This window comes from Streptomyces canus, assembly GCF_001514145.1.
Classification (GTDB): Bacteria; Actinomycetota; Actinomycetes; order Streptomycetales; family Streptomycetaceae; genus Streptomyces; species Streptomyces canus.
This window is the reverse complement of the sequence record NZ_KQ948658.1, coordinates 63,117-86,670: the sequence shown is the minus strand read 5'-3', so window position 1 is coordinate 86,670 and position 23,554 is coordinate 63,117. Positions and strand designations below refer to the sequence as shown.

The window sequence follows — 23,554 nt, the reverse complement described above, 5'->3', positions numbered from 1 at the left end:
GCAGAAGTGGCGCCTCAAAAACGGTCATTCACCCACGGCGATTCATCGAACCGGTTCGATCACGCTAGCAGGAGGAAACGGCCAGCAATAGCCCCCGACACGGATCTCCTCGGCCGCGCGCGGCCGACGGTCCCCGGCGGGGGCACGGTGTCCACCGTCGACAGATTCGGGCATCCAGCCCGCCGGTATTTGGGTTACAACCAGGCAAATCAGACAATAAATCTCGGCACGCCAACGTTTCCGGGCCGTTACGAGAATTTCGACACGAGGCGTTGACACCCGCCCGGGTTGCTCCTACCTTCACTTCACGCGAACCGGTTCGACGATCGGCATCTGGCTGATTTCTTACCCCGGAATCCTCGAACCGGTTCGACCCATGTCGGCAAGGAGCCCCCCGTGAACATCGGTGAGATCGCCAAGCGGGCCGGTGTCTCTCGGAGCACCGTGTCGTACGCCCTGAGCGGGAAGCGCCCTGTTTCCCAGGAGACCCGCGACAAGATCCAGGGGGTCATCGACGAGCTGGGCTACCAGCCCAACGCGAGTGCGCGGGCCCTGGCCAACGGCCGGACCAACACCATCGGTCTGGTCTTCCCGCCGGCCGGGAACCACTACACCGGCATGCAGTTGGACTTCATCGGCAGCGTCACCGAGGCCGCCGCGGCCTACGACTACGACGTGCTGCTCTCTCCCAGCGGTGTGGACAGCGACCGCTCGTTCCAGCGGCTGCTGGGCGAGCGGCGGGTCGACGGCGCGATCCTGATGGAGATCCGGCTGGAGGACGACCGGCTCGACCACCTCACCGCGGTGGATTTCCCCTCGGTCGCCATCGGACGCACCGCCCACCCGGAGGGCAACTGGTGGGTGGGACTGGACCACACGGCGCTGGCGGCGGCCTGCGTCCATCACCTCGCGGACCTCGGCCACCGCCGAGTCGCCTTCGTCAACCGGCCCGAACAACTCCTGAGGGCCGGCTACGAGTCGGCCCACCGAGGTCTGGACGGCTTCACCAAGGCCGCGGCAGAACGCGGGCTCACCGTCCGGACGTACTGCTGCGGGGACGACGCCGCCTCGGGCCTCGCCTGTCTGGAGCGGATCCTGCATGACGACCCGGCCACCACGGCCCTGGTCACCCTGAACGAGGCCGCGCTCGGCGGTCTCTACCGCGGCCTGGCCCAGGCCGGTCGCCATGTGCCGCGCGACTTCTCCGTCACCGGGGTGGTGGCCGGCCGATGGGCGGAGACGGTGACCCCGCAGCTCACCGCCGCGGACGTGCCGGCGGAACAGATGGGCCGCCTCGCCGTCGACCTGTTGGTCAAGCGGCTCGACGACCCCGACGCACCGGCCCGGCACCACCTGCTCGCACCGCCGATCTCCTTGCGAGCGAGCACCGCACCTGCCGGCACCACGCCGGCCGACCCCGCTCCTGGCTTCGGCACCCCCATCCGCCCCTGACCGTCGCCCGCGCCCACCCACTTCACCATCCGCACCCCATACCGGCCGGCTGAGCAACTCGCCGCCCGGGTTCGGCGAGCCCAGCGGCCCGCATTCACCCCTCCCAGGGCACACCTGTGCCGATCCCAGGGCACGCCTGTGCCAAAACCCATGAGGAAGACACCATGAACCGATCTGCCAGACGGCGTCTCACCGCCGCAGTCCTGACCGTCGTCGCCGTCACCACCGGCGCCACCGCGTGTTCCTCCGGCGCGAGCGGGACCTCCACGAAGGCCGCGGACAGCGGCACGTACACCGTCTGGGACCCCTACCCGCAGTTCGCCAAGGGTTCTGCCTGGACGAACCTGCTGGACAAGTGCGGCACCGAGGCGGGCGTGAAGATCAAGCGGACCGGATTCGACACCAGCGACCTGACGAACAAGTCCCTGCTGGCGGCCCAGCAGGGCAACTCCGCGGACGTCCTCATCGTCGACAACCCGGTCGTCTCGACCCTGGCCGAGGCGGGCGTGCTGACCACGACCGACGACAACAAGCTGGACACCTCCAAGGTGGATCCCAACCTCCTCGCCGCCGGCCAGTCGGGCGGCAAGACCTACGGCACCCCGATCGGCGCCAACACCCTCGCCCTCTACTACAACAAGGCGGTCCTGAAGAAGGCCGGGGTGGACATCGCCTCGGTGAAGGACTGGAAGTCGCTGACGGCGGCGCTGGAGAAGGTGAAGAAGGCCGGCAAGAAGGGCATCACCTTCTCCGCGATCGGCACCGAGGAGGGCAGCTTCCAGTTCCTGCCCTGGTACTGGGGCTCGGGCGCCCAGCTGACCGCACTCGACTCCGGCCAGGCGGTCTCCGCTCTGTCGCTGTGGAAGAACTGGCTGGACAAGGGCTACGCCCCGAACTCGGTGATCAACAACACCCAGACGACCAGCTGGCAGGAGTTCGCGAGCGGCGACTACGCCTTCGCGGAGAACGGCACCTGGCAGCTCGCCAACGCCGACAAGGCCGGCTTCGACTACGGCGTCATCCCCGTCCCCGCCGCCACGGGAGGCAGCGCGGCCGCCCCGACCGGCGGCGAGTTCGTCACCCTCCCGGTGCAGGACGACACCGGCCGCTACGCCACCTCGCAGAAGCTCGTGTCCTGCCTGACCAACAGCCAGAACCTGCTGGACACCGACACGACGCTGTCCTACGTGGCCCCCACCAGCGAGGTCCAGGACAAGCAGGTGGCCGCGAACGCGGAGCTGAAGCCGTGGGTCGACGCGGTCAAGGCCGCCAAGGGGCGCACCAGTGACGACCTGGGCACCAAGTACCCCAAGATCTCCGAGCAGTTGTGGAAGGCGGTCCAGTCCGCGCTGAGCGGGTCCCAGTCGCCGAAGGACGCGCTCACGGCCGCCCAGTCCGCAGTCAAGTAACGAGTGCCAGAGGCCCGTTGATGAACCGCACGACACGAGCGCCGGTTGCGCTGCCGGTCCGCGACGGGAACGGGGCGGCGGTCGCCGCCCCGTTCCCGGCCCGCACCACGACCCGGCGCCGTCCCGCTTCCCCGCAGTGGGCCGCCTGGGCCTTCCTCGCCCCGGTGACCCTCTACCTCGTCCTCTTCTACGCCTACCCGCTCTACCGCAACCTCGACCTGAGCCTGCGCAACTACACCGTGCGCTCGTTCGTCCAGGGCGACGCCCCGTTCACGGGCCTGGCGAACTACCGGAGGGTCTTCGAGGACCCGACCTTCGCCCCGGCCCTGTTGCACACCGTGGTGTTCACGGGCGTGTGCCTGGTCTTCCAGTACGCCATCGGCCTGGCGCTGGCGGTCTTCTTCAACCAGAACTTCCGGCTCTCGGCCACCCTGCGGGCGCTGTTCCTGGTGCCGTGGCTGTTGCCGCTGATCGTGTCGGCGTCGACCTGGTCGTGGATGCTCAACAGCGACTCCGGCATCGTCAACGCCGTCCTGCACGCCGTCGGGATCGGCCCGGTGAACTGGCTGACCTCACCGTCCTGGTCGCTGACCTCGGTGATCATCGCGAACATCTGGATCGGCGTCCCGTTCAACCTGGTCGTCCTCTACAGCGGCCTCCAGTCCATCCCGACCTCGCTGTATGAGGCGGCCGCCCTGGACGGGGCGAACGCCTGGCGGCGCTTTTGGAGCATCACCTTCCCGCTGCTGCGCCCGGTCTCCGCGATCACCCTGCTCCTCGGCCTGGTCTACACCCTCAAGGTCTTCGACATCATCTGGATCATGACCAAGGGCGGCCCGGCCGACTCGTCCACCACCTTCGCCACCTGGTCCTACCAACTCGGCTTCGGCAACCTGCTGCCCGCCTTCGGCCCCGGCGCGGCCGTCGGCAACCTGCTCGTGGTCGCCGCCCTGGTCTTCGGCCTGATCTACCTGAAGGTCCAGCGAAAGCAGGCGCTGTCATGAGCAAGGGTCTGAAGACCGCCCTGGGTCTGCTGCTGACCGGGATCATGCTCTTCCCGGTCTACTGGATGATCAACGTGTCCTTCACCCGCGACCAGGACATGCGCAAGAGCCCGCCGGACCTGTTCCCCGCCCACGGCACGCTGGAGGGCTACCGGGCCGTCCTGGACCAGCAGTTGCCCTACCTCGGCACCAGCCTCGTCATCGGTCTGGGCACCGTCGCCCTGACCGTGGCGCTGGCCGCCCCGGCCGGCTACGCACTGGCCAAACTGCGCCCACGCGGCGGGGGCGCACTCGGCTTCCTCCTGCTGGTCGCCCAGATGATCCCCGGCATCATCATGGCGATGGGCTTCTACGCCATCTACCTCCAACTCGGCCTGCTCCAGACCGTTCCCGGCCTCATCGTCGCCGACTCCACCCTGGCCGTCCCCTTCGCCGTCCTCATCTTCACCGCGTTCATGTCCGGCATCCCCGGCGAACTGATCCAGGCCGCGCAGATGGACGGAGCACGGGCCCTGCGCACCTTCTGGTCCATCGTCCTGCCGATGAGCCGCAACTCGATCGTCACCGTGTCCCTGTTCGCGTTCCTGTGGTCCTGGTCCGACTTCATCTTCGCCAGCACTCTCGCGGGCGGCGGCGCCCACGAGCCGATCACCCTCGGCATCTACCACTACATCGGCAACAACAACCAGCAGTGGAACGCCATCATGGCCACCGCCGTCGTGGCCTCCCTGCCCGCCACGGTCATCCTCGTCCTGGCCCAGCGCTACGTCGCCGCCGGCGTGACCGCCGGCGCCGTCAAGGACTGACCCCCGCGGCGCGGCCCCTCCCCTGAAGATCTCCGACGATCCCCGCTCAAGAAACGAGTACCGCCACCATGACCGCCGCCCCGTCCGGCCCGGCCTTCTCCGTCCACGACATACCCTTCAGCACCCACGGATCCTGGTTCGGCATCTCCCCCGTGGTGGCGGAGAAGACGTACGCGGAGGACCTCCACCTCGTCTCGCACCAGAACGGCATGCACGCCGTCCTGAGCCTGGTCCCCCTCGACGCGGCGACGGGCGACCGCGCCGAGACCCGCGTCGAGGCCACACCGGGCCTGCTGACCTGGACCGGCGCGGCCGGACGCGTCGACCTCGCCTACGAGTCGCCGGACACCGTACGACTGCGCGGTGCGGGTGTGTCGCTGCGCGTTTCCGCCGCGGCACCGGCGCTGACCCCGTTCAGCGGCACCTACTTCTACCGCGACCCGGTGGACGGAGCCCACACGTTCACCTCCTACGAGACCGGGCGCCGCTACCGGATCACCGTGCTGTCCGGCACGGTCGCCGAGGTGTCCGGATCCCAGGCCCTGGGCGCCGGGGACCGCGGTCTCACGGTCGCCGGCGAGGCCGACGGATCGTGGGAGGTCGCGGTCGAGGAACTCGACAGTGCGCGTCGGCCCTACCGCACCTCGGCGGCGTTCGGCGAGGTCATGGAGGCCGCGCGGCGATCGTTCGCCGAGTTCGCCGACACGGTCGCCCCCTGGCGCTCGGACGACACTCCGGCGGCCGAACTCGCCGCCTACGTGGTGTGGTCGGCGACCGTGCGCCCGGCAGGCCTGGTCACCCGGCCCGGCGTCCTGATGTCCAAGCACTGGATGGACAAGGTGTGGAGTTGGGACCACTGCTTCAACGCCCTCGCGCTGGCCCCGGGATCCGCCGGCCTCGCCTGGGACCAGTTCTCGCTGCCCTTCGACCACCAGGACGAGAGCGGAGCCCTGCCCGACTCCGTCACCCACTCCGAGGTCCTCTACAACTTCGTCAAACCGCCCATCCACGGCTGGGCCCTGGGTCTCCTGCGCGCCCGGCTCACCGAACCTCTCGACCCGGCCCAACTGGCTGAGGCGTACGACAGGTTGACCCGCTGGACGGACTTCTGGCTCACCGCCCGGCGCGCACCCGGCACTGTCCTGCCCCACTACCAGCACGGCAATGACAGCGGCTGGGACAACGCCACCACCTTCGACCCCGGACGCCTCGCCGTCACCGCCGACCTCACCGCGACGCTGATCCTCCAGCTCGACGAACTGGCCCGGCTGGCCGGCGAACTCGGCTTCGCGGACGACGCCCGGCGCCGCAGCGAGACAGCCGACGCCCTCCAGGCCGCCCTGCTGGACGAGCTGTGGGACGGCGAACGGTTCCTGAGCCGCCCGGCACACGGCGGAGCCCTCGCCCAGAGCGCGAGCCTGCTCGACCTGATGCCGATCGTGCTCGGTGACCGCCTGCCCGCCAAGGTCCACGACCGGCTGGCCGAACAGATCGAAGCCCACCTCACCACGTACGGCCTGGCGACCGAACACCCCGGCTCCCCCCACTACGAGTCCGACGGCTACTGGCGCGGCCCGATCTGGGCCCCCGCCACCGTCCTCATCGAGGACGGCCTGCGCCGCGCCGGGCACGACCGGCTCGCGGACGAGATCAGCGCCCGCTTCCGCGCCCTGTGCGAAATCTCCGGCTTCGCCGAGAACTTCGACGCGCTGACCGGCGAGGGGCTCCGCGACCGCGCCTACACCTGGACCGCGAGCAGCTATCTGCTGCTGGCCCGCGACCACCGACAGCGCCGTGCCGAGGCCGCGGCCGCGGCCGACACCACTGTCGCCTGACCGACGAGCGACAACCCATCCACACGTCCGGCACGGGGGCCGGCGCCACAACAACCCAGCCGCATCCCTGAAGGGACGTAAGGACATGCCACGAATCGGGCAAAGGCGCTCGACCACCAGACGCATTCTCCACGGCATCACCAGGACGCTGCTCCCGCTGACCGTCATAGCGGGCGTCACCACCGCGATGGCAACGCCGGCCTCCGCCGCCACCCCCACCCTCACCGTCGATCTCGGCACCACCACCGGGGCCTTCCGCGGCGGCGCCTCCGGGGCGCTGTACGGCCTGTACGGGCCGGACGTGCCGACGAACAACCTCATCGAGGGGATGGGACTGCAGACCACCAACACCAAGTACCAGGACGGACAGCAGCACCCCGGCTCGGACGCCCTGGAGATCGCCAAGCCCTTCGTCGACAGCGGCGGCGGGGACGTCCTCATCTACATGACGGACGTCTACCGGGCCAACTACGAGCGCGCGAGTTACGCGGCCTACCAGGCGACCATGAAGACCCAGGTCGAGCAGGCGATGGCCAGCCCCTACGCGAGCCACATCGTCTTCGTCCCCTACAACGAGCCCGATCTGAACTGGTTCAGCGGCATGCGCACCAACTCCACGGCGCTGGCCAACTTCAACGCCGAGTGGCGCCAGACCTACAACTTCATCAAGGGCATCTGGCCCGCGGCACGGCTGGCAGGGCCCAACACCTCCAGCTACACCAGCTCCTCCCTCAGCGGTTTTCTCACGTACTGCAAGGCCAACAACTGCCTGCCCGACGTCGTGACCTGGCACACCCTGGGCAGCCCGGCGGACGTCCGCAGCACCGTCGACTCCTACCGCGCGGCGGAGACCGCAGCGGGGATCACCTCCCCGATCACCGTCAACCTCAACGAGTACGCCCACCGCTACCACCTGACCGACCCCGGCCAGATGGTCCAGTGGATGGCGGGCATCGAGGACGAGAAGATCGACGGGAACCTGCCGTACTGGAACATCAACGGCAACCTCGGCGACTCCGCCGCGGCCCAGAACACCCCCAACGCCCAGTGGTGGCTGTACAACTGGTACAGCTCCATGCGCGGCGGCAACACCGTCAAGGTCACCAGCACCGGCGCCAACGCCGCGTACACCCTCCAGGGCCTGGCGAGCCTGGACACGGCCAAGAAGCAGGCGCGTGTCATCCTCGCCGGGGGCGGCACCAGCGGCGCCTCCGACACGGTCATCAAGAACATCGATCCGGCGGTCTTCGGCAGCACCGTGCACGTCAGCGTGTTCCAGGACCGCTACAGCGGCTACATCGGCGCGGCGGCCACCCCGACCCGGCTCTCCGACGCCGACGTCGCCGTGGGCTCCGACGGCTCGATCACCGTCCCCGTCACCCTCGACGCGATGTCCGCGTACCAGGTGATCGTCTCCCCGGGCGGCACCGGCAGTGCCACCGCCTCCGACAGCACCTGGACGGGCACGTACGAGGCCGAGAACGCGACCCTCAGCGGCAGCGGCTACAACATCAACACCGAGGGCACGACCGGCAACGTCAGCAAGTTCGCCACCTCCGGCACCAAGGACGTCGGAGGCCTGCGCACCGGCTCGACCACGGTGATCTCCTTCCCCGTCTCGGTGCCCACCACCGGCGACTACGACCTGTCGGTGTTCGGCAACAGCTACGCCAAGGACGCCGACGTCAAGGGCCCGACCAACGTGTACATGCGGGTCGACGGCGGCGCCTCGACCAGGATGGACATCCCGGTGGGCTTCCAGTGGGTGGTGTGGGGGCACAGCGACACCACCGTGCACCTCACCGCGGGCAGCCACGCCATCACCCTGGCCACCACCGGCGACAACGGCGGGGCGACCGTCGGTGACGCGATCATCGACAAGATCGACCTGCGGTACAAGGACGCCTCCGTGCAGGGCACCACGCTCTACGAGGCCGAGCAGGCCAACCTGTCGGACAGCGGCACCGCCACCTACACCTCCCAGGGCCAGTCCGGCGCCGGCGCGGTGAACCTCACCTCCGGCAAGTCCGCGACCTTCTGGGTCTACTCGGCGCGGGACGGATACGCCGACCTGACGGCCCGCTTCCGCAACACCGGTCAGGCCGGCCTCACCGTCAACGGCAGGACGGTCAACGACCAGACCCTCTCCGGGGCGACGACCGCAGCCTGGTCCACCTCGACCAACCGGGTGTACCTCAACGGCGGCATCAACAAGGTCAAGGTGACCGGCACCAGCGGCACCCTGGCCCTGGACGACCTGGCCGTCACCCCGTTCAGCGCCACCGACGCCGTCACCACCGGGAACGTCGTCACCTACCAGGCCGAGAACGGCACCCTCACCGGCACCGCGGCCACCGACACCACCTACAGCCAGGCCAACGGCGGCGTCGTCACCGGCATCGGCAACGGAACCGCCAACTCCCTCACCCTCAACGTCAACGCGCCCACGGCCGGCACCTACGCCATGACCATGCGCTACGCCAACGCCGAGGAACTGCCCTCCAACCACTACAACCCCGACCTGTACGCCGAGCACGCCGACGTCAGCGTCAACGGCGGCAGCGCCACCCGCGTCAACTTCGCCAGCACCCTGCACTGGAACCAGTTCGAGGACTACACCGTCCCGGTGACTCTCGCGAAGGGCGCCAACAGCGTCAAGTTCACCGCCTCGCAGCTCTACAACTACGACGGCACCACCATCGGTCTCGTCTACTCCGGCGGCGGCAGCGACATCGGGCAGCCCATGCGCTCCAGCTCCGCACCCCACCTCGACCAGGTCTCCTTCGCCCCCGCGAGCCTGCACATCGGCACCTCGACCGGCTTCTCCTCCACCGCGGTCGCCCAGCACAGCTCGCTCTGCCTCGAAGACCCCGCCCAGTCCACCGCCAACGGCACCCAGTACCAGCAGAACACCTGCGGCACCGGCCAGGAGCAGATCTTCGACTTCCACCCCGTCACCGGCACGACCGACACCTACACCGTCGTCAACCACTCCAGCGGCAAGTGTCTGGACGTCTCCGGCCTCTCCACGGCCGACGGGGCCGCCGTCCAGCAGTGGACCTGCCTCAACGGCACCAACCAGCGGTTCACGCTGAGAGCGGTGACCGCGCTCGGCAACAGCCACGACTACCAGCTGGTCGCCGTGCACAGCGGCAAGTGCGTCGACGTCAGCACCATCTCCACCGCGCCCGGCGCCCTCGTCCACCAGTGGACCTGCGACACCGGGAGCACGCTGACCACCAAGAAGAACCAGATCTGGCGCCTGCTCGGCAAGAGCTGACCAGCGGCGGATCCACCACGCACGTACTTCGAAGGGGCCCGGTCTGGCGACCGGACCCCTTCGGCTTTTCCCTCCCCGTCAGAACCCCCGCGATCCCCCCGGATCCCCCTCCAAGAGTCCTGATGCCACGTACGACAGGCGAGGTGGGAGAAGGGTTGTACGGGTCCACGGATTTTTTTGTCAGTGCCCGGCCCTAGGTTTCCTCCATGACTCCTGACGAGATGCTAGAGAGATTAGGGCCCTTCCGTGACAAGGCGCTCGCGCGCGGGATACCCGCCGAGGACGTGGAGCGGTGGATGGACACCGCCAGGCCCTGCGCGACGCTGGCCGAGGACGGGGACGGGCCGGTGGCGGGGCGGTTCGGAGGGCCGTTGATGCTTCCGGTCGGGACAGCGCACCCCTTCCACCCCTTCGTCGCGTCCATCGACCTCGCGGCCCTGCCCGCCGACGCGACGGATCTCCCCCTGCCGTCCGACGGCCACCTGCTGCTGTTCGCCTATCCCGAGGACTTCGGTGACGGGGAGAGCATGGGGAGCGCGGTGTACGTACCGGCGGGGACGGCCGTGGAGGAGCGGGACAAGGAGGGGTGGGCCTGGTTCGAGGACGACGACGAGTACCAGGAGGTCTTCGCTCAGTTCCCGCAGGAGACGCTCAGGGCGACGGTCGACGTCTCGCTGCCGTACCACTACTGGGTCGAGATACCCGAGGAGCCCCGCTGGGTTCCGCTCCCCGGGCATCCGCGCTCCGAGGAACTGGCCCATGTGTGGGCCGAGACCCACGACGACATCGCCTCTTCGGGGCAGCTCCAGCTCGGCGGGTACGCCGACCAGGAGGCCGTCGACACCGACCCCGTCGGGACGGCCGTGTGGTGCGCGGTGCAGGAGGCGGCAGCCGGACGTTGGGGCGGGGGCGAGCCGGTGTCGGACGACCTCGCGGACTGGGTGCTGCTCGCCGAGTGGAACCCCTGGATCGACGGCCTGGAGGGCGCCACCGTCCACTGGTCGATCCAGCGAGCGGACCTGGCGGCACGGCGCTTCGACCGCGCGTTCACGACGGTTTTCCGGAATCCGTAAGGGCTTCGGACGGGGCCGGAGGGGAAGTCCCGAGATTCCCCTCCGGCCCCCGCTTCACAGGGTGTGGGCCACGAACCGTTCGGCGGTCTCGGTGAGCACCTCGCGGCCGTCCCGGGCCCACAGCGCGTCGTTGAACAGCTCGACCTCGATCGCGCCCGTGTACCCGGCCGCCTCGACGTACCGCTGCCACTCCCGCATGTCGATCGCGCCGTCGCCGATCTGTCCGCGGCCGTTCAGCACACCCTCCGGCAGCGGGGTCGTCCAGTCCGCGAGCTGGAAGGTGTGGATACGGTCGCCGGCGCCCGCGCGGGCGATCTGCGCGGGCGCGTTGTCGTCCCACCAGATGTGGTACGTGTCCACCGTGACGCCGACCTGCTGGGCGGGGAAGCGCTCCGCCAGGTCGAGGGCCTGGGTGAGCGTCGAGACCACGCAGCGGTCCGAGGCGTACATGGGGTGCAGCGGCTCGATGGCCAGCTTCACCCCGTGCTCCTCGGCGTACGGGCCCAGGACGGACAGGGCGTCCGCGATGCGCTCACGGGCGCCGTGCAGGTCCTTGGAGCCGGCCGGGAGACCGCCGGAGACCAGCACCAGGGTGTCGGTGCCCAGCGTCGCCGCCTCGTCGACCGCGCGGCGGTTGTCGTCCAGCGCCGCGGCCCGCTCGTCCGGGTCGATCGCCGTGAAGAAGCCGCCGCGGCACAGCGTGGTGACCGTGAGGCCCGCGTCACGGACCAGCTTGGCCGTCGCCTCGACGCCGTACGACTGGACGGGCTCCCGCCACAGGCCGACGTTGCCGATGCCCAGCTCGCGGCAGGCGTCGACCAGTTCCGGCAGGGACAGCTGCTTGACCGTCATCTGGTTGATGGAGAAGCGGGACAGGTCGGTCACTGGTTCACCCCGTACAGGGACAGCAGGTTCTTCATCCGCTCCTCCGCCAGCTTCGGGTCCGGGAACAGGCCCAGGCCGTCGGCGAGTTCGTAGGCGCGCGCGAAGTGCGGGAGGGAGCGGGCCGACTGGAGGCCGCCGACCATCGTGAAGTGCGACTGGTGGCCGGCCAGCCAGGCCAGGAAGACCACGCCCGTCTTGTAGAAGCGGGTGGGTGCCTGGAAGAGATGGCGGGACAACTCGACGGTGGGGTCGAGGAGTTCGCGGAAGCCCTTGGCGTCACCGGTGTCCAGGACGCGGACCGCCTCGGCCGCGAGCGGGCCCAGCGGGTCGAAGATGCCGAGCAGGGCGTGGCTGAAGCCCTGCTCGTCACCTGCGATCAGCTCGGGATAGTTGAAGTCGTCACCCGTGTAGCAGCGGACGCCCTGCGGGAGCCGGCGGCGGATGTCGATCTCGCGCTGGGCCTCCAGGAGCGAGACCTTGATGCCGTCGACCTTGTCCGGGTGGGCGGCGATGACGTCCAGGAAGGTGTCGGTGGCCGCGTCCAGGTCGGACGAGCCCCAGTAGCCCTCCAGCGCCGGGTCGAACATCGGGCCGAGCCAGTGCAGGATGACCGGCTCGGTGGCCTGGCGGAGCAGGTGGCCGTAGACCTCCAGGTAGTCCTCGGGGCCCTTGGCGGCCGCCGCGAGGGCCCGGGAGGCCATCAGGATGGCCTGGGCGCCGGAATCCTCGACGAGGGCGAGCTGCTCCTCGTAGGCGGCCCGGACCTCGTCCAGGGTCGCGGGGCCGGTGAGCTGGTCGGTGCCGACACCGCAGGCGATGAGGCCGCCGACCGACGTGGCCTCGGCGGCGCTGCGGCGGATCAGCTCGGCCGCGCCCGCCCAGTCCAGGCCCATCCCGCGCTGGGCGGTGTCCATCGCCTCGGCGACCCCGAGTCCGTGCGACCACAGGTGGCGGCGGAAGGCGAGGGTGGCGTCCCAGTCGACGGCGGCCGGGGAGTCCGGCGTGGAGTCCGCGAACGGGTCGGCGACGACGTGCGCCGCCGAGAAGACCGTACGGGAGGTGAAGGGGGTGCCGGGGGTGGCGGCGAAGGGTTCCTTGCGGGGCTCGTAGGCCCTGAATCCCCCGTCACCGGCAGGGAGTCGGATCGTCACAGCGAGATCTCCGGTACGTCGAAACGGCGGCCCTCGGCCGAGGACTTCAGGCCCAGTTCGGCGAGCTGGACGCCGCGGGCGCCGGCCAGGAGGTCCCACTGGTACGGGGCGTCGGCGTAGACGTGCTTGAGGAAGAGCTCCCACTGGGCCTTGAAGCCGTTGTCGAACTCGGCGTTGTCCGGGACCTCCTGCCACTGGTCACGGAAGACCTCGGTGGCGGGGATGTCGGGGTTCCAGACCGGCTTGGGGGTGGCGCTGCGGTGCTGGACACGGCAGTTGCGCAGACCGGCGACGGCGGAGCCCTCGGTGCCGTCGACCTGGAACTCGACGAGCTCGTCGCGGTTGACGCGGACGGCCCAGGAGGAGTTGATCTGGGCGATCGCGCCGCCCTCGAGCTCGAAGATGCCGTAGGCGGCGTCGTCGGCGGTGGCGTCGTACGGCTTGTCGTTCTCGTCCCAGCGCTGCGGGATGTGGGTGGCGGTGAGGGCCTGGACGGACTTCACGCGGCCGAAGAGCTCGTGGAGCACGTACTCCCAGTGCGGGAACATGTCGACAACGATGCCACCGCCGTCCTCGGCCCGGTAGTTCCACGAGGGGCGCTGGGCGGTCTGCCAGTCGCCCTCGAAGACCCAGTAGCCGAACTCGCCGCGGATCGAGAGGATCCGGCCGAAGAAGCCGCCGTCGATGAGGCGCTTCAGCTTGAGCAGGCCGGGGAGGAAGAGCTTGTCCTGGACGACGCCGTGCTTGATGCCCTTCTCATGGGCGAGACGGGCCAGCTCCAGGGCGCCCTCCAGGCCGGTGGCGGTGGGCTTCTCCGTGTAGATGTGCTTGCCCGCCGCGATCGCCTTCTTGATCGCCTGCTCACGGGCGGAGGTGACCTGGGCGTCGAAGTAGATGTCGACGGTCGGGTCGGCGAGGACCGCGTCCACGTCGGTGGAGATGTGCTCGATGCCGTGCTGCTCGGCCAGGGCCTTCAGGGCGTGCTCGCGGCGGCCCACCAGGATCGGCTCGGGCCACAGCACCGTGCCGTCGCCCAGGTCGAGACCGCCCTGCTCGCGGATCGCGAGGATCGAGCGGACGAGGTGCTGGCGGTAGCCCATGCGCCCCGTCACACCGTTCATGGCGATACGCACCGTCTTGCGTGTCACGTCATTCCCTTCGTAGGAGTCGTACGCGGTTGTGCGCGCCGCGCACGCTCCACTGATGAGCGTTACAGCAAGCGCTTTCTATCTAGGAAGAAGCTAGCCTCTGACCAGCGGTCTGGACAAGACCGCGAACAGGGTGAGTTGTTCGAGGGGGCGAACAGCTGGGCGTCATGGCCTTAAGGTCGGCTCGGAACCGGGACCTTGGTGCCCGCGTGTACGACGGAGTACGACTGACATGCGCTGCGGCGCGCGACCGGAGGACGACGAGATGACGGTGACCCTGGCGGACGTGGCGGCCCGCGCCCAGGTCTCCCCCGCGACGGTGTCGCGCGTATTGAACGGGAACTACCCCGTGGCCGCGACCACGCGTGAGCGGGTGCTGCGGGCCGTGGACGAGCTGGACTACGTGCTCAACGGTCCGGCGAGCTCGCTCGCCGCCGCCACGTCGGATCTGGTCGGCATCCTCGTGAACGACATCGCGGACCCCTTCTTCGGGATCATGGCCGGTGCGATCCAGTCGGAGATCGGGGGGCCGGGCGGGCGCGCGGGCGGGGAACGGCTCGGGGTCGTCTGCAACACCGGGGGTTCCCCGGAGCGGGAGCTGACGTATCTCACCCTGCTCCAGCGGCAGCGGGCGGCGGCGGTCGTGCTGACGGGCGGGGCGACGGAGGCCGCGCCGCACAAGGCGGCGATGTCCGCCAAGCTGCGGAAGCTGGCGGACGCCGGGACCCGGATCGTGCTGTGCGGGCGGCCGCCGGCGCCGGAGACCGGGGCGTTCGCGCTGACCTTCGACAACCGGGGCGGGGGCAAGGAACTCACCGAGCACCTCATCGGGCTCGGGCACCGGCGGCTCGGGTACATCGCCGGGCCGGAGGAGCGCACGACGACCCGGCACCGGCTGGAGGGACACCGGGCGGCGCTGGAGGCGCACGGGATCACCGAGGACCCGCGGTGGACCGTCCATGGCCGCTACGACCGGCGGTCCGGCTACGAGGCCACGCTGGAGCTGCTGCGGCGGGATCCGTCGCTGACGGCTGTGGTGGCCGCGAACGACTCCGTCGCGCTGGGGGCGTGTGCGGCGCTGCGGGACTCCGGGCTGCGGATTCCGGAGGACGTGTCGGTCGCCGGGTTCGACGACCTGCCGTTCAGCATCGACGCGGTGCCCGCCCTGACGACGGTGCGGTTGCCGCTGGCGGAGGCGGGGGCCCGAGCGGGGCGGATCGCGATGGGACGGGAGGAGCCGCCGCCCGGGGGGATCGCGACGGTTCGGGGGGAGCTGATGGTCCGGGGGTCTTCGGGGGTGCCTCGGGGCTGAGGAGGCGTGGGCGGGGTGCGGGCCGGTGGGGCCGGTCGCGCACCTCAAGTGGGTTCAGTTGCCCGAATCCCCCACGGAAGCCTTCCTCGCCGCCTCCTCCACCCGGTTCCGGTACCGCTCCCACCACTCAAGGTCGCCCGGCGCCATGTTGTCCCCCTCCGCCCGCTGCCCCACCGACCCGTCGACGAGTTCGCGTACGACGTCGGCGTGGCCGACGTGACGGTGGGACTCGGCGATCATGTGGATCAGGATGCGGCCGAGCGTGAGCTCGGAGTGCGGGGGCCAGGGGACGCGGCCGACGGTGTCCAGGGGAAGGGTATCGAGGGTCTCGTCCGCGTGGGCGCAGGCCCGGTGGTAGCCGTCGACGATCTGCTCGCGCGTCTCCTCGGGGGTCGCCCACAGGTCGGCGTTCGGTTCGGCGGCGCCGGTGATCCACAGGGGCTGGGCCCCGGGGAGCGGTCGGCCGAAGGTCTCGCCGAAGTAGATCGCCTCGGCACCGGTGAGGTGCTTGACCAGTCCCAGGAGGTTGGTGCCGGTCGGGGTCAGGGGGCGGCGGACGTCGTACTCGGAGAGGCCCTCGATCTTCAGGAGCAGGGAGTCGCGGGCGTCCTGGAGGTAGAGGCGAAGGTCGGTGCCGGTGTCTGTTGCGGTCATCGAGTCAGTCTGTCGTCGGCGCGATCTTTGTCCACCGATAATCGGCGGGACCATCAGTTGCGGGCCTTCACCGCCGCGAATCCGAACAGGTTGGGGATCCCGCCCGAGCCGGTCTCGGTGGTCCGCTCCAGGCGCAGGCCCGCCGCGAGCGTGGCGTTGAGCAGGTCGGCCAGGGGGATGTGCCAGGCGCCCACGCGGGCGCGTACCCCGGCCGGGTTCCATGAGTCGAGGGTGCGGGTGCGGTCCGCGTACCGCTCGTCCAGCACGATCCTCGTCCCCTCGCTCCAGTCGGCGAACGCGCCGATGAAACAGGGATGGACGCCGAGGTGCACGAACCGGCCGCCGGGGGCCAGTACGCGGGCGACCTCTCTCAGGACCGCGGCGTAGTCGGGGACGTCCGTGCTCGCCAGCACGCACATCGCGGCGGGGACCGAGGCGTCGGCCAGCGGGAGGGCCGTCGCGTCGCCGACCACGACCGGCAACCGGTGGCCCGCGTGCCGGAGTTGGCCGCGTGAGAGGTCGACGCCGACCGGTGTCCAGCCGAGGGCCGCCGCCGGGGCCGCGTGCGCGCCGGTGCCGCAGCAGACGTCCAGGCAGATTCCCTCGCCCGGACCCAGCAGGTGCCCGAGCGTGGTGTGCACCCTGTCGATGAACTCCCCGGCGGAGGACGGCGACATGTAGTCGTTGTACCAGTCCGCGTGGTCGTCGTAGGTCGCTGTCGTCATGCCTGGATGCTAGGGACCGCTCCCGTGCGACGCCTTGCCGTTCGCTCACGGCTCACGGCCCGTTGTCAGTGGTCGCCTCTATCGTCCCGGCATGGTCTTTTCGCTGCCCGAGGGGCTGCCTTCGGGGCGGTTCGAGCAACGGGGTCCGTCGGAGGTCTGGATCTGCGACGAGCTGCCCGACGATGTCGAGGAGGTGTGGGCGGATCTGCTCAGGCGGGCCCCGGTCACCGGGCTGCAGCCGCACCTGTGTTGGCCCGACGACCCCGCACGCCCCGCGGATCCGGCCGCCGCCGACGCCGTACGCCTGGACGAGGTCCTCGCGGCCGACTTCGCGCAGTACCGGGAACGGCGGCTGCCGTTCTGGTCCGATCCCTCCTCCGCGGAACCGGACGACACCCCGGAGGACGTCGAGCCCTGGCCGCACGATCCGGGGCCACCGTTCGCGAGCTGGCCGGGGCTCGCGCCCGGCGGTCCGGACACCGGTACCGGTCCGGGCCCCGAGGAGGCGGCGGGCCGTACCGTCGCCGAGCTGCTGGGCAGCGGGCCGTACGCGGCGTCCCTCAGCCTTGTCCTCGTCCCCGCCCGCAGCTCCGCCGACGTCCCCGCGGTGATCGGGTGGACCGACAGCCCGCCGATGCCGCTCATGGGTGCCCTGCTGCGGAGCTGGGAGGAGCGGTTCGGGGCCCGGGTCGTGGCCGCGTACGGCGGCGAGCTGTATGTCTCCGTCGCCCGCCCGCCCCTCGACCCGGCGCACGCCGAGAGGCTCGCTCTGGAGCATGTGCTGTCCACCGCGGACAACATCGTGGACGACCCGCCGACGCCCTTCCCGGAGTACGCGCGCGCACTCGTCGGGCGGACGGAGTGGCGGTTCTGGTGGGACTGAGCCGGAGGACGCCGTACTCTCCCCACACCGATGAGTTCCCCGCCCCACGCCGGTCTGCAATGCCGTAACCGACTAGGAACTGGAGTGAGTCCCATGCGCATCGTGGTCAGTGAGTTCATCAGTCTGGACGGGGTCGTGCAGGCGCCCGGCGGGCCCGAGGAGGACACCGACGGCGGGTTCGCGCACGGCGGCTGGTCGCACCCGTACTTCGACGAGGAGGTGCTCGGACCGGCGTTCACCGAGGGGATGGAGCGGGCCGAGGCGCTGCTGTACGGGCGGCGGACGTATGTGACGATGGCGGGAGCCTGGCCGGAGCGCGCCGGGGACCCGTTCGCCGACCGGCTGAACTCCCTGAAGAAGTACGTCGTGACGGACACCCTCGGCGACTCCGAGCTGACCTGGAACAACACCGAGCGGATCCCGGGCTCCGAGGCCGTCGCACGGATCCGTGCGCTGCGTGAGGGCGAGGGCGGTGACCTGGCGATGATGGGCAGCCCGACCCTGGTCCGCACGCTGATCAGCGAGGGGCTCGTCGACGAACTCCAGCTGATCGTGATGCCGGTACTGCTCGGTGGCGGCAAGTCGATCTTCCCGGAGGACGGCGGGAAGCGGCCGTTCGAGCTGGTGTCCACGGTCACCGGGAAGACCGGCGTGCAGGTGTGCGTCTACCGGCCCGCTACCGAGGGGTAGCCGCGGCGGGCGCGGAGTCCTACGCTCAGTCCATCGATATCTCTGACTGAGTCAAGAATCCGGGGGTCGACCGATCATGACCGTTCAGGACATCCGCGCCTTCAACCGCTTCTACACGAATGTCATCGGCGCCCTCGACTACAGCCGCCAGCTCTACGCCCCCTACACCCTCACCGAGTCCCGTGTCCTGTACGAGCTCGCGCACTCGCCGCGCACCGACGCGGCCGATCTGCGCACCGAACTCTCGCTGGACGCGGGGTACTTGAGCCGGATCCTGAACAAGTTCGAGCAGGACGGCCTGATCGAGCGCACGGCCTCGGCCCGTGATCCGCGCCGGCGCCGGGTCACGCTCACCGCGCGCGGCCGGGAGACCGCCGCGCTGCTCGCCGAGCGCGCCGACGAATCGGTGGGCGCGCTCCTCGCGACCGTCCCCTCCGCCGACCGGCCCCGGCTCTCGGAGGCCATGCGGACCGTCCGCACGCTCCTGTCCGACGGCCGCCCTCCCCGCCGCGAGGACGTCCTGCTGCGCGAGCCGCGCCCCGGTGACCTCGGCTGGATCGTGGCCCGCAACGCGGCCCTCTACGCCGCCGAGTACGGCTTCAACGCCGACTACGAGGGACTGGTCGCGAGGATCGTCGCCGACTTCGCGGAGGACCACGATCCGCATCTGGAGCGGGTGTGGATCGCAGAGCTGGACGGGCGGCCGGTGGGGTGCGTCATGTGCGTACGGGACGAGGCGCCCGCCACGGCCCGGCTGCGGCTGCTCCTCGTCGAGCCGGACGCGCGCGGACTCGGCATCGGGGACCGGCTGGTGGCGGCCGTCGTCGACTTCGCTCGCGGTGTCGGCTACCGCGACCTGGTCCTGTGGACCAACGACGTCCTCGCCGCCGCCCGCCGCGTCTACCAGCGCCACGGATTCGTCCTGGCCGCCGAGAAACCCCACCGCTCCTTCGGCAGGGACCTGAACGGGCAGGACTGGCGACTGGACCTGACCGGTGCGGTCGGGTGAGGGGGCGGCTCATCCAGGCTCCCGGCTGGACCTCACCGACTCGGCCGGGTGAGAGTAGGGCGCATGAAACTGGCGTTCTCCACCCTCGGTGTCCCCGGCCTCCCCCTCACCGACGTGCTGCGGCTCGCGACCACGCACGGCTATCACGGAGTAGAACTGCGCGCGCATCCGGAGGAGCCGGTGCACCCCGGTATCGGGCTGGCCGAACGGGCCGACGCGGTCGCCGAGTTCAAGGCGGCGGGCGTGGACGTCCTCGGTCTCGCCGGGTACGCGCGCGTGGCCGCCCCCGGCGACGACGAACCCGTCGTGGAGGAGATCCACCGTCTCCTGGACCTCGCCCGCGACCTCGGCGCCGGTTTCGTGCGCGTCTTCCCCGGCGCCGCCTCCGACCAGTCCCGCGAGGACGCCGACGCCACGGCCGCCCGGCGGCTCGGTACGGCCGCGGAGTACGCCGGCGACCTCGACGTACGCATCCTTCTCGAAACCCATGACTCGCACCGCACCGGCGCCGACGCGATCCGCATTCTCGGCCCGGTCGGCCACCGTCAGGTCGGCTCGCTCTGGGACGTCATGCACACCTGGCTCGGCGGCGAACAGCCCTCCGAGACCTACGCGGCCCTCGCCCCGCACCTCGGATACGTCCAGGTGAAGGACATCGCGTCAGCCGACGACACCACCCCGGTCGCGCTCGGCGCCGGCGTCCTGCCGCTCGCGGAGTGCGTGGAGGTGCTCTCCCGGCACGGCTGGGACGGCTGGCTGTGCTGGGAGTACGAGAAGCGGTGGTACGAGGCGGCCGCGCCGCTGGAGGAGCTGCTGGGGGCGGGCCGCGAGCACCTGGCCCGGCTCCTGAACGACTCGGCGTAAGCGGCCTCGAGCCGGTAATTCGGTGGCCGGGGCGGGAGCGGCCCGTTACCGTCCCGGGGTGCATCAGCCCGCCCCTGCCCCGGTCCCCCCGTCATGAGCCTCAGCCGTACGTTCCTCGATGTACGGCCCCTGCGCGCCTCCCCGGTCTTCCGGCGGCTGCTGTTCGGGCGCACGGTGTCCACGCTCGGCACCTTCATGACCATGGTTACCGTCATGTACCAGGTCTGGGACATGACCCACAGCACGATCTGGAGCGGCGCGGTCGGTGTCGCGCAGGCGGTGCCGATGGTCGGGGTCAGCCTGTTCGCGGGCGCCTGGGTCGACCGGGCCGACCGGCGCCGGGTCTACCTCACGGGCACCGTCGGCTCGGCGGTGTGCTCACTGCTGCTGGCCGTGCAGGGCTTCGCGGGGCACGCGCCCGTGGCCGTCGTCCTGCTGCTGGTCGCGGCGCAGACCTCCTTCGCCGCGCTCGGCGCGCCCGCCGCCGGCGTGTTCGTGCCGCGCCTGCTGCCCCGGGAGCAGGTGGCCGCCGGTCTCGCGCTCCAGCAGGTCACCGGCCAGGCGATGATGCTGGTCGGGCCGGCCGTCGCCGGGGTCGTGCTCGGCTGGTGGGGCATCGGCGTCTGCTACCTCCTGGACACCCTGAGCTTCACGATGTCCTTCTACGGCGCCTACGGTCTGCCCGCGCTGCCGCCCGAGGGCGAGAAGTCCCGCCCCGGTCTGCACGGTGTCCTGGACGGGCTGCGCTTTCTGACCGGCGACCGGGTGGTGCGCGGCGCGCTGCTGACCGACCTGGCCGCCACCGTCCTGTCCATGCCGGTGAGCCTGTTTCCGCTGGTCAACGAGGAGCGCTTCGGCGGCGACCCGCGCACGCTCGGCCTGTTCCTGTCCGCGCTCGCGGTGGGTGGTGTCGCCGCGACGGTCTTCTCCGGCCCGGTCACCCGCCTGGCCCGGCCCGGCCCGGTGATGCTGTGCGCGTCGGCGACCTGGGGTGCGGCCCTCGCGCTGTTCGGCCTGACGACCAGCGCCTGGGCGGGCCTCGGCTTCCTGGCGCTGGCCGGAGCGGCGGACGCCCTCGCCGTCCTGTCCCGCACCACCATCGTCCAGACCCGCACCCCCGACGCCCTGCTCGGCCGGGTCACGGCCGCCGAGATGATCGTCGGCCAGGCGGGCCCGCACCTCGGCAACCTGCGCGGCGGCCTGGTCGCGGGCTGGAGCTCGGGCGTGACGGCGCTGGTCACGGGCGGTCTCCTGTGTGTGGCGGCGGTGGGGTATGTCGGGGCGAGCACACCGGAGTTGCGGGCGGTTCCGGCTACGGACGAGGCGTGATCCGCGCATCCGGGTCCAGACACCAGTCCAGTACGGCGGGCCAGGAGCCGTAGCCGGCGTCCAGGTCGAGGTGGGCGGCGCCGGGGAGGATGTCGGCTGGGATGCCGAGCGGTTCACCGAAGGTCTCGCGGGCTCCCTCCGGACAGTACGGGTCGTCGTCGCCGGCGACCAGGCGGGTGGGCCCGGGGAGGGTGAACTCCAGGGCGGGCGCGGCGAATGCGGCGACCTCCGGGTGGTGTCCGAGGACGGAGGCGGAGGGCGGGGCGACGAGGAGCACGCGGTCGGCGGAGCCGTGCTGCACGAGCCCGCGCGAGACGGCGTGCAGCCACAGCAGGGCGGAGGCGCTGTGGGCGATGACGACACGCTCCCCGGCCGCGGGCAGCCGCCCGAGATGCCGGGCGAGTTCGGTGAGCCAGGTGCCGAGGTCGGGGTCGTCGGGGTCGGGCAGCTGGGGGTAGGTGACGTGGTGGCCGAGGTCGGTGAGGCGGTCGGCGAGCCAGTGCTGCCAGTGGTGGTCGGGCCGGTGGTTCTGCCAGCCGTGGAGGATGAGGTAGGCGGTCATGGCGTCGATGGTTTCCGATCGCCGAGACGCAGGTCCAGTTAATCTTTCACGGTGGAACAGGTAAGCGAACCCTTCACCATTGATCTGCGTCGGCTGACCGTCCTGCGGGAGCTTCAGCGCCGGGGCAGTCTGGCGAGGACGGCGGAGGCCCTGCACCTCACTCCGTCCGCCGTCTCGCAGCAGATCGCGGCGCTGGCCCGCGAGACGGGCGTACCGCTGACGGAGAAGGACGGCCGAGGCGTACGGCTGACCGGTCAGGCGCGTGTGCTGCTGGCTCACGCCGACGCCATCGCGGCCCAACTGGAGCGGGCGCGAGCCGACTTGGGGGCGTACGGGGAGGGCGGGCGGGGGTCGGTGACGATCGGCTGTCTGTCGAGCGGGATCCTCGGCCTGCTGCCGGGCGTGCTGCGGGCGCTGGCCGATCGTCTGCCTCAGGTCCGGGTCGACGTGGTGGAGTCCGAACCGCCGGACCTGTTCACGGCCTTGGACGCGGGCCAGGTCGATGTGGCCGTGGCGGTGCACTTCGCGGCGGCGCCCCCGCACACGGACGCCCGCTACAGCCGTACCGAGCTGTTCACGGACGTGATGGACATCGCCGTCCCGGCCGGCCACCGGTTGGCCGGGCGCGAGCGCGTCGCCCTGCGTGAACTGGCCGCGGAGGCGTGGATCGTGGGGGACGCGTGCAGTTGCGTGGGCGCGGTGGCGCGGTCGGTGTGCGCGGCGGCCGGATTCACCCCGGACATCCGGCACGCGGTGAACGACTGGGGTGCGCTGGCGGCGCTGGTCGAGGCGGGCCAGGGGGTGGCACTGGTCCCCCGCCTGGTCCGCCCGGCGTACGCCCACCGCGATCTGGCCCTGCTGACGACGGAGGACGGGACGCCCCCGTCCCGGCACGTGTTCGCGGCGGTGCGGACAGGGGCGGAGGGAGATCCGGTACTGGCGACGGTCCTGGACCAACTTCGGATCACGGGACGGGAGTTGATCGGCCGGGACCAGCGACGGGCCCTATGAGCCGGGCGGCGTGATCGTCCAGTGGTTGCTGCGCAGGACCCGGTCCGCGAACGGCATGTCGAGTTCGCCGACGAGACGGAAGCCCAGGGAGCGGCAGATGCCGTTCGAGGGGCCGTTGCTCGTGGCCGGGAACGCGTGGATGTCACCCCAGCGGTCCTCGCTCCACGCCCGTTCGAGCAGCGCACGGACCGCCCGCTTGCCCAGTCCCCGTCCCTGGAACTCCGGCAGCACCATCCAGCCGATCTCGGTGAGGGGCCCGTTCCCGGGGTCGTGGGACCAGACGGTCACCGAGCCCGCCACCACGTCGGGCCGGTCCGGTTCGGGGACGATCATCTTGATCCAGGACTCGTCGGCGGCCGCCTCCTCCGCGTCCCGGTGCACCTTGTCCTCGATGCCCTCCCGCGGCAACGGCCCGCCGAGTTCGGCCATCATGACGGGGTCGCAGCGCATCCGGACGTAGGCGTCCACGCCC

At 70.8% G+C, this 23,554-nt stretch carries 21 protein-coding genes; 14 read left to right on the top strand and 7 right to left on the bottom strand.

Translation table 11 applies throughout. The features are described 5' to 3' along the window. The first annotated feature begins 396 nt into the window (after positions 1–396). The 7 genes from AQJ46_RS09895 (at position 397) to AQJ46_RS09865 (ending at position 10,859) form a co-directional block, all read left to right on the top strand. On the top strand, positions 397–1,452 hold the full coding sequence (locus tag AQJ46_RS09895; RefSeq protein WP_059205216.1) for a LacI family DNA-binding transcriptional regulator: 1,056 nt from the start codon (positions 397–399) through the stop codon (positions 1,450–1,452). Between the two features lie 164 nt (positions 1,453–1,616). After that, complete coding sequence (locus tag AQJ46_RS09890; protein WP_059205215.1) at positions 1,617–2,861, top strand: sugar ABC transporter substrate-binding protein; 1,245 nt, start codon at positions 1,617–1,619, stop codon at positions 2,859–2,861. Positions 2,862–2,881: 20 nt separating this feature from the next. Continuing rightward, positions 2,882–3,865: a carbohydrate ABC transporter permease gene (locus AQJ46_RS09885; protein WP_059205214.1), complete on the top strand. Its 984-nt coding sequence runs from the start codon at positions 2,882–2,884 to the stop codon at positions 3,863–3,865. Then, entirely contained in the window at positions 3,862–4,671 is an 810-nt protein-coding gene (locus AQJ46_RS09880) for a carbohydrate ABC transporter permease (RefSeq protein WP_059205213.1), read from the top strand. The genes AQJ46_RS09885 and AQJ46_RS09880 overlap by 4 nt, the downstream gene beginning before the upstream one ends. Before the next feature lie 68 nt (positions 4,672–4,739). Beyond that, complete coding sequence (locus tag AQJ46_RS09875) at positions 4,740–6,506, top strand: amylo-alpha-1,6-glucosidase (RefSeq protein WP_059205212.1); 1,767 nt, start codon at positions 4,740–4,742, stop codon at positions 6,504–6,506. An 85-nt stretch (positions 6,507–6,591) separates the two neighbouring features. Continuing rightward, positions 6,592–9,786: an RICIN domain-containing protein gene (locus tag AQJ46_RS09870; RefSeq protein ID WP_059205211.1), complete on the top strand. Its 3,195-nt coding sequence runs from the start codon at positions 6,592–6,594 to the stop codon at positions 9,784–9,786. Between the two features lie 206 nt (positions 9,787–9,992). Beyond that, positions 9,993–10,859 carry a DUF1963 domain-containing protein gene (locus tag AQJ46_RS09865; RefSeq protein WP_059205210.1) on the top strand — a complete coding sequence of 289 codons (867 nt, stop codon included), beginning with the start codon at positions 9,993–9,995 and terminating at the stop codon, positions 10,857–10,859. A 54-nt stretch (positions 10,860–10,913) separates the two neighbouring features. Here AQJ46_RS09865 and AQJ46_RS09860 read toward each other — a convergent pair whose 3' ends face one another. From AQJ46_RS09860 to AQJ46_RS09850, 3 genes are read right to left on the bottom strand one after another with little or no spacing between them, the layout of a single operon-like run. Continuing rightward, complete coding sequence (locus AQJ46_RS09860; RefSeq protein WP_059205209.1) at positions 10,914–11,744, bottom strand: sugar phosphate isomerase/epimerase family protein; 831 nt, start codon at positions 11,742–11,744, stop codon at positions 10,914–10,916. Continuing rightward, the gene (locus tag AQJ46_RS09855; RefSeq protein WP_059205208.1) at positions 11,741–12,895 is read right to left on the bottom strand and encodes a dihydrodipicolinate synthase family protein; all 1,155 of its coding nucleotides are present in this window, start codon (positions 12,893–12,895) and stop codon (positions 11,741–11,743) included. Before AQJ46_RS09855 ends, AQJ46_RS09860 begins: the two co-directional genes overlap by 4 nt. Then, positions 12,892–14,043: a Gfo/Idh/MocA family protein gene (locus tag AQJ46_RS09850; protein WP_059205207.1), complete on the bottom strand. Its 1,152-nt coding sequence runs from the start codon at positions 14,041–14,043 to the stop codon at positions 12,892–12,894. The genes AQJ46_RS09855 and AQJ46_RS09850 overlap by 4 nt, the downstream gene beginning before the upstream one ends. Positions 14,044–14,308: 265 nt before the next feature. Between AQJ46_RS09850 and AQJ46_RS09845 the strand changes: the two genes are divergently transcribed. After that, positions 14,309–15,355, top strand: a complete 1,047-nt coding sequence (locus tag AQJ46_RS09845; protein ID WP_059205811.1) for a LacI family DNA-binding transcriptional regulator — start codon at positions 14,309–14,311, stop codon at positions 15,353–15,355. Between the two features lie 54 nt (positions 15,356–15,409). Here the strand turns inward: AQJ46_RS09845 and AQJ46_RS09840 are convergent, their stop codons facing one another. Continuing rightward, positions 15,410–16,009 (bottom strand): DinB family protein, encoded by a 600-nt coding sequence (locus tag AQJ46_RS09840; RefSeq protein WP_059205206.1) that lies wholly within the window; start codon positions 16,007–16,009, stop codon positions 15,410–15,412. A gap of 53 nt (positions 16,010–16,062) precedes the next feature. Beyond that, positions 16,063–16,734, bottom strand: coding sequence for a class I SAM-dependent methyltransferase (locus tag AQJ46_RS09835; protein ID WP_059205205.1), 672 nt, complete (start codon positions 16,732–16,734; stop codon positions 16,063–16,065). Positions 16,735–16,825: 91 nt separating this feature from the next. On the opposite strand from AQJ46_RS09835, the gene AQJ46_RS09830 reads away from it, so the two are divergent. The 5 genes from AQJ46_RS09830 (at position 16,826) to AQJ46_RS09810 (ending at position 21,509) form a co-directional block, all read left to right on the top strand. Further along, on the top strand, positions 16,826–17,617 hold the full coding sequence (locus AQJ46_RS09830; RefSeq protein ID WP_079072205.1) for a DUF4253 domain-containing protein: 792 nt from the start codon (positions 16,826–16,828) through the stop codon (positions 17,615–17,617). Between the two features lie 93 nt (positions 17,618–17,710). Next, positions 17,711–18,307: a dihydrofolate reductase family protein gene (locus AQJ46_RS09825; protein ID WP_059205204.1), complete on the top strand. Its 597-nt coding sequence runs from the start codon at positions 17,711–17,713 to the stop codon at positions 18,305–18,307. Between the two features lie 76 nt (positions 18,308–18,383). Next, positions 18,384–19,316, top strand: a complete 933-nt coding sequence (locus AQJ46_RS09820) for a bifunctional helix-turn-helix transcriptional regulator/GNAT family N-acetyltransferase (protein ID WP_059205203.1) — start codon at positions 18,384–18,386, stop codon at positions 19,314–19,316. 63 nt (positions 19,317–19,379) lie between these two features. Beyond that, positions 19,380–20,180 carry a sugar phosphate isomerase/epimerase family protein gene (locus AQJ46_RS09815; protein ID WP_059205202.1) on the top strand — a complete coding sequence of 267 codons (801 nt, stop codon included), beginning with the start codon at positions 19,380–19,382 and terminating at the stop codon, positions 20,178–20,180. Positions 20,181–20,273: 93 nt separating this feature from the next. Next, positions 20,274–21,509, top strand: a complete 1,236-nt coding sequence (locus AQJ46_RS09810) for an MFS transporter (RefSeq protein ID WP_059205201.1) — start codon at positions 20,274–20,276, stop codon at positions 21,507–21,509. Here the strand turns inward: AQJ46_RS09810 and AQJ46_RS09805 are convergent. Next, a complete protein-coding gene (locus AQJ46_RS09805; protein ID WP_059205200.1) occupies positions 21,493–22,071 on the bottom strand; it encodes an RBBP9/YdeN family alpha/beta hydrolase in 579 nt (192 codons plus the stop codon). The genes AQJ46_RS09810 and AQJ46_RS09805 overlap by 17 nt on opposite strands. A gap of 51 nt (positions 22,072–22,122) precedes the next feature. Between AQJ46_RS09805 and AQJ46_RS09800 the strand changes: the two genes are divergently transcribed. Next, positions 22,123–23,082 carry a LysR family transcriptional regulator gene (locus tag AQJ46_RS09800; RefSeq protein ID WP_059205199.1) on the top strand — a complete coding sequence of 320 codons (960 nt, stop codon included), beginning with the start codon at positions 22,123–22,125 and terminating at the stop codon, positions 23,080–23,082. On the opposite strand, the gene AQJ46_RS09795 is transcribed toward AQJ46_RS09800, so the two are convergent. Further along, positions 23,077–23,550, bottom strand: a complete 474-nt coding sequence (locus AQJ46_RS09795; protein WP_263972864.1) for a GNAT family N-acetyltransferase — start codon at positions 23,548–23,550, stop codon at positions 23,077–23,079. The genes AQJ46_RS09800 and AQJ46_RS09795 overlap by 6 nt on opposite strands. Between the last annotated feature and the right edge of the window lie 4 nt (positions 23,551–23,554).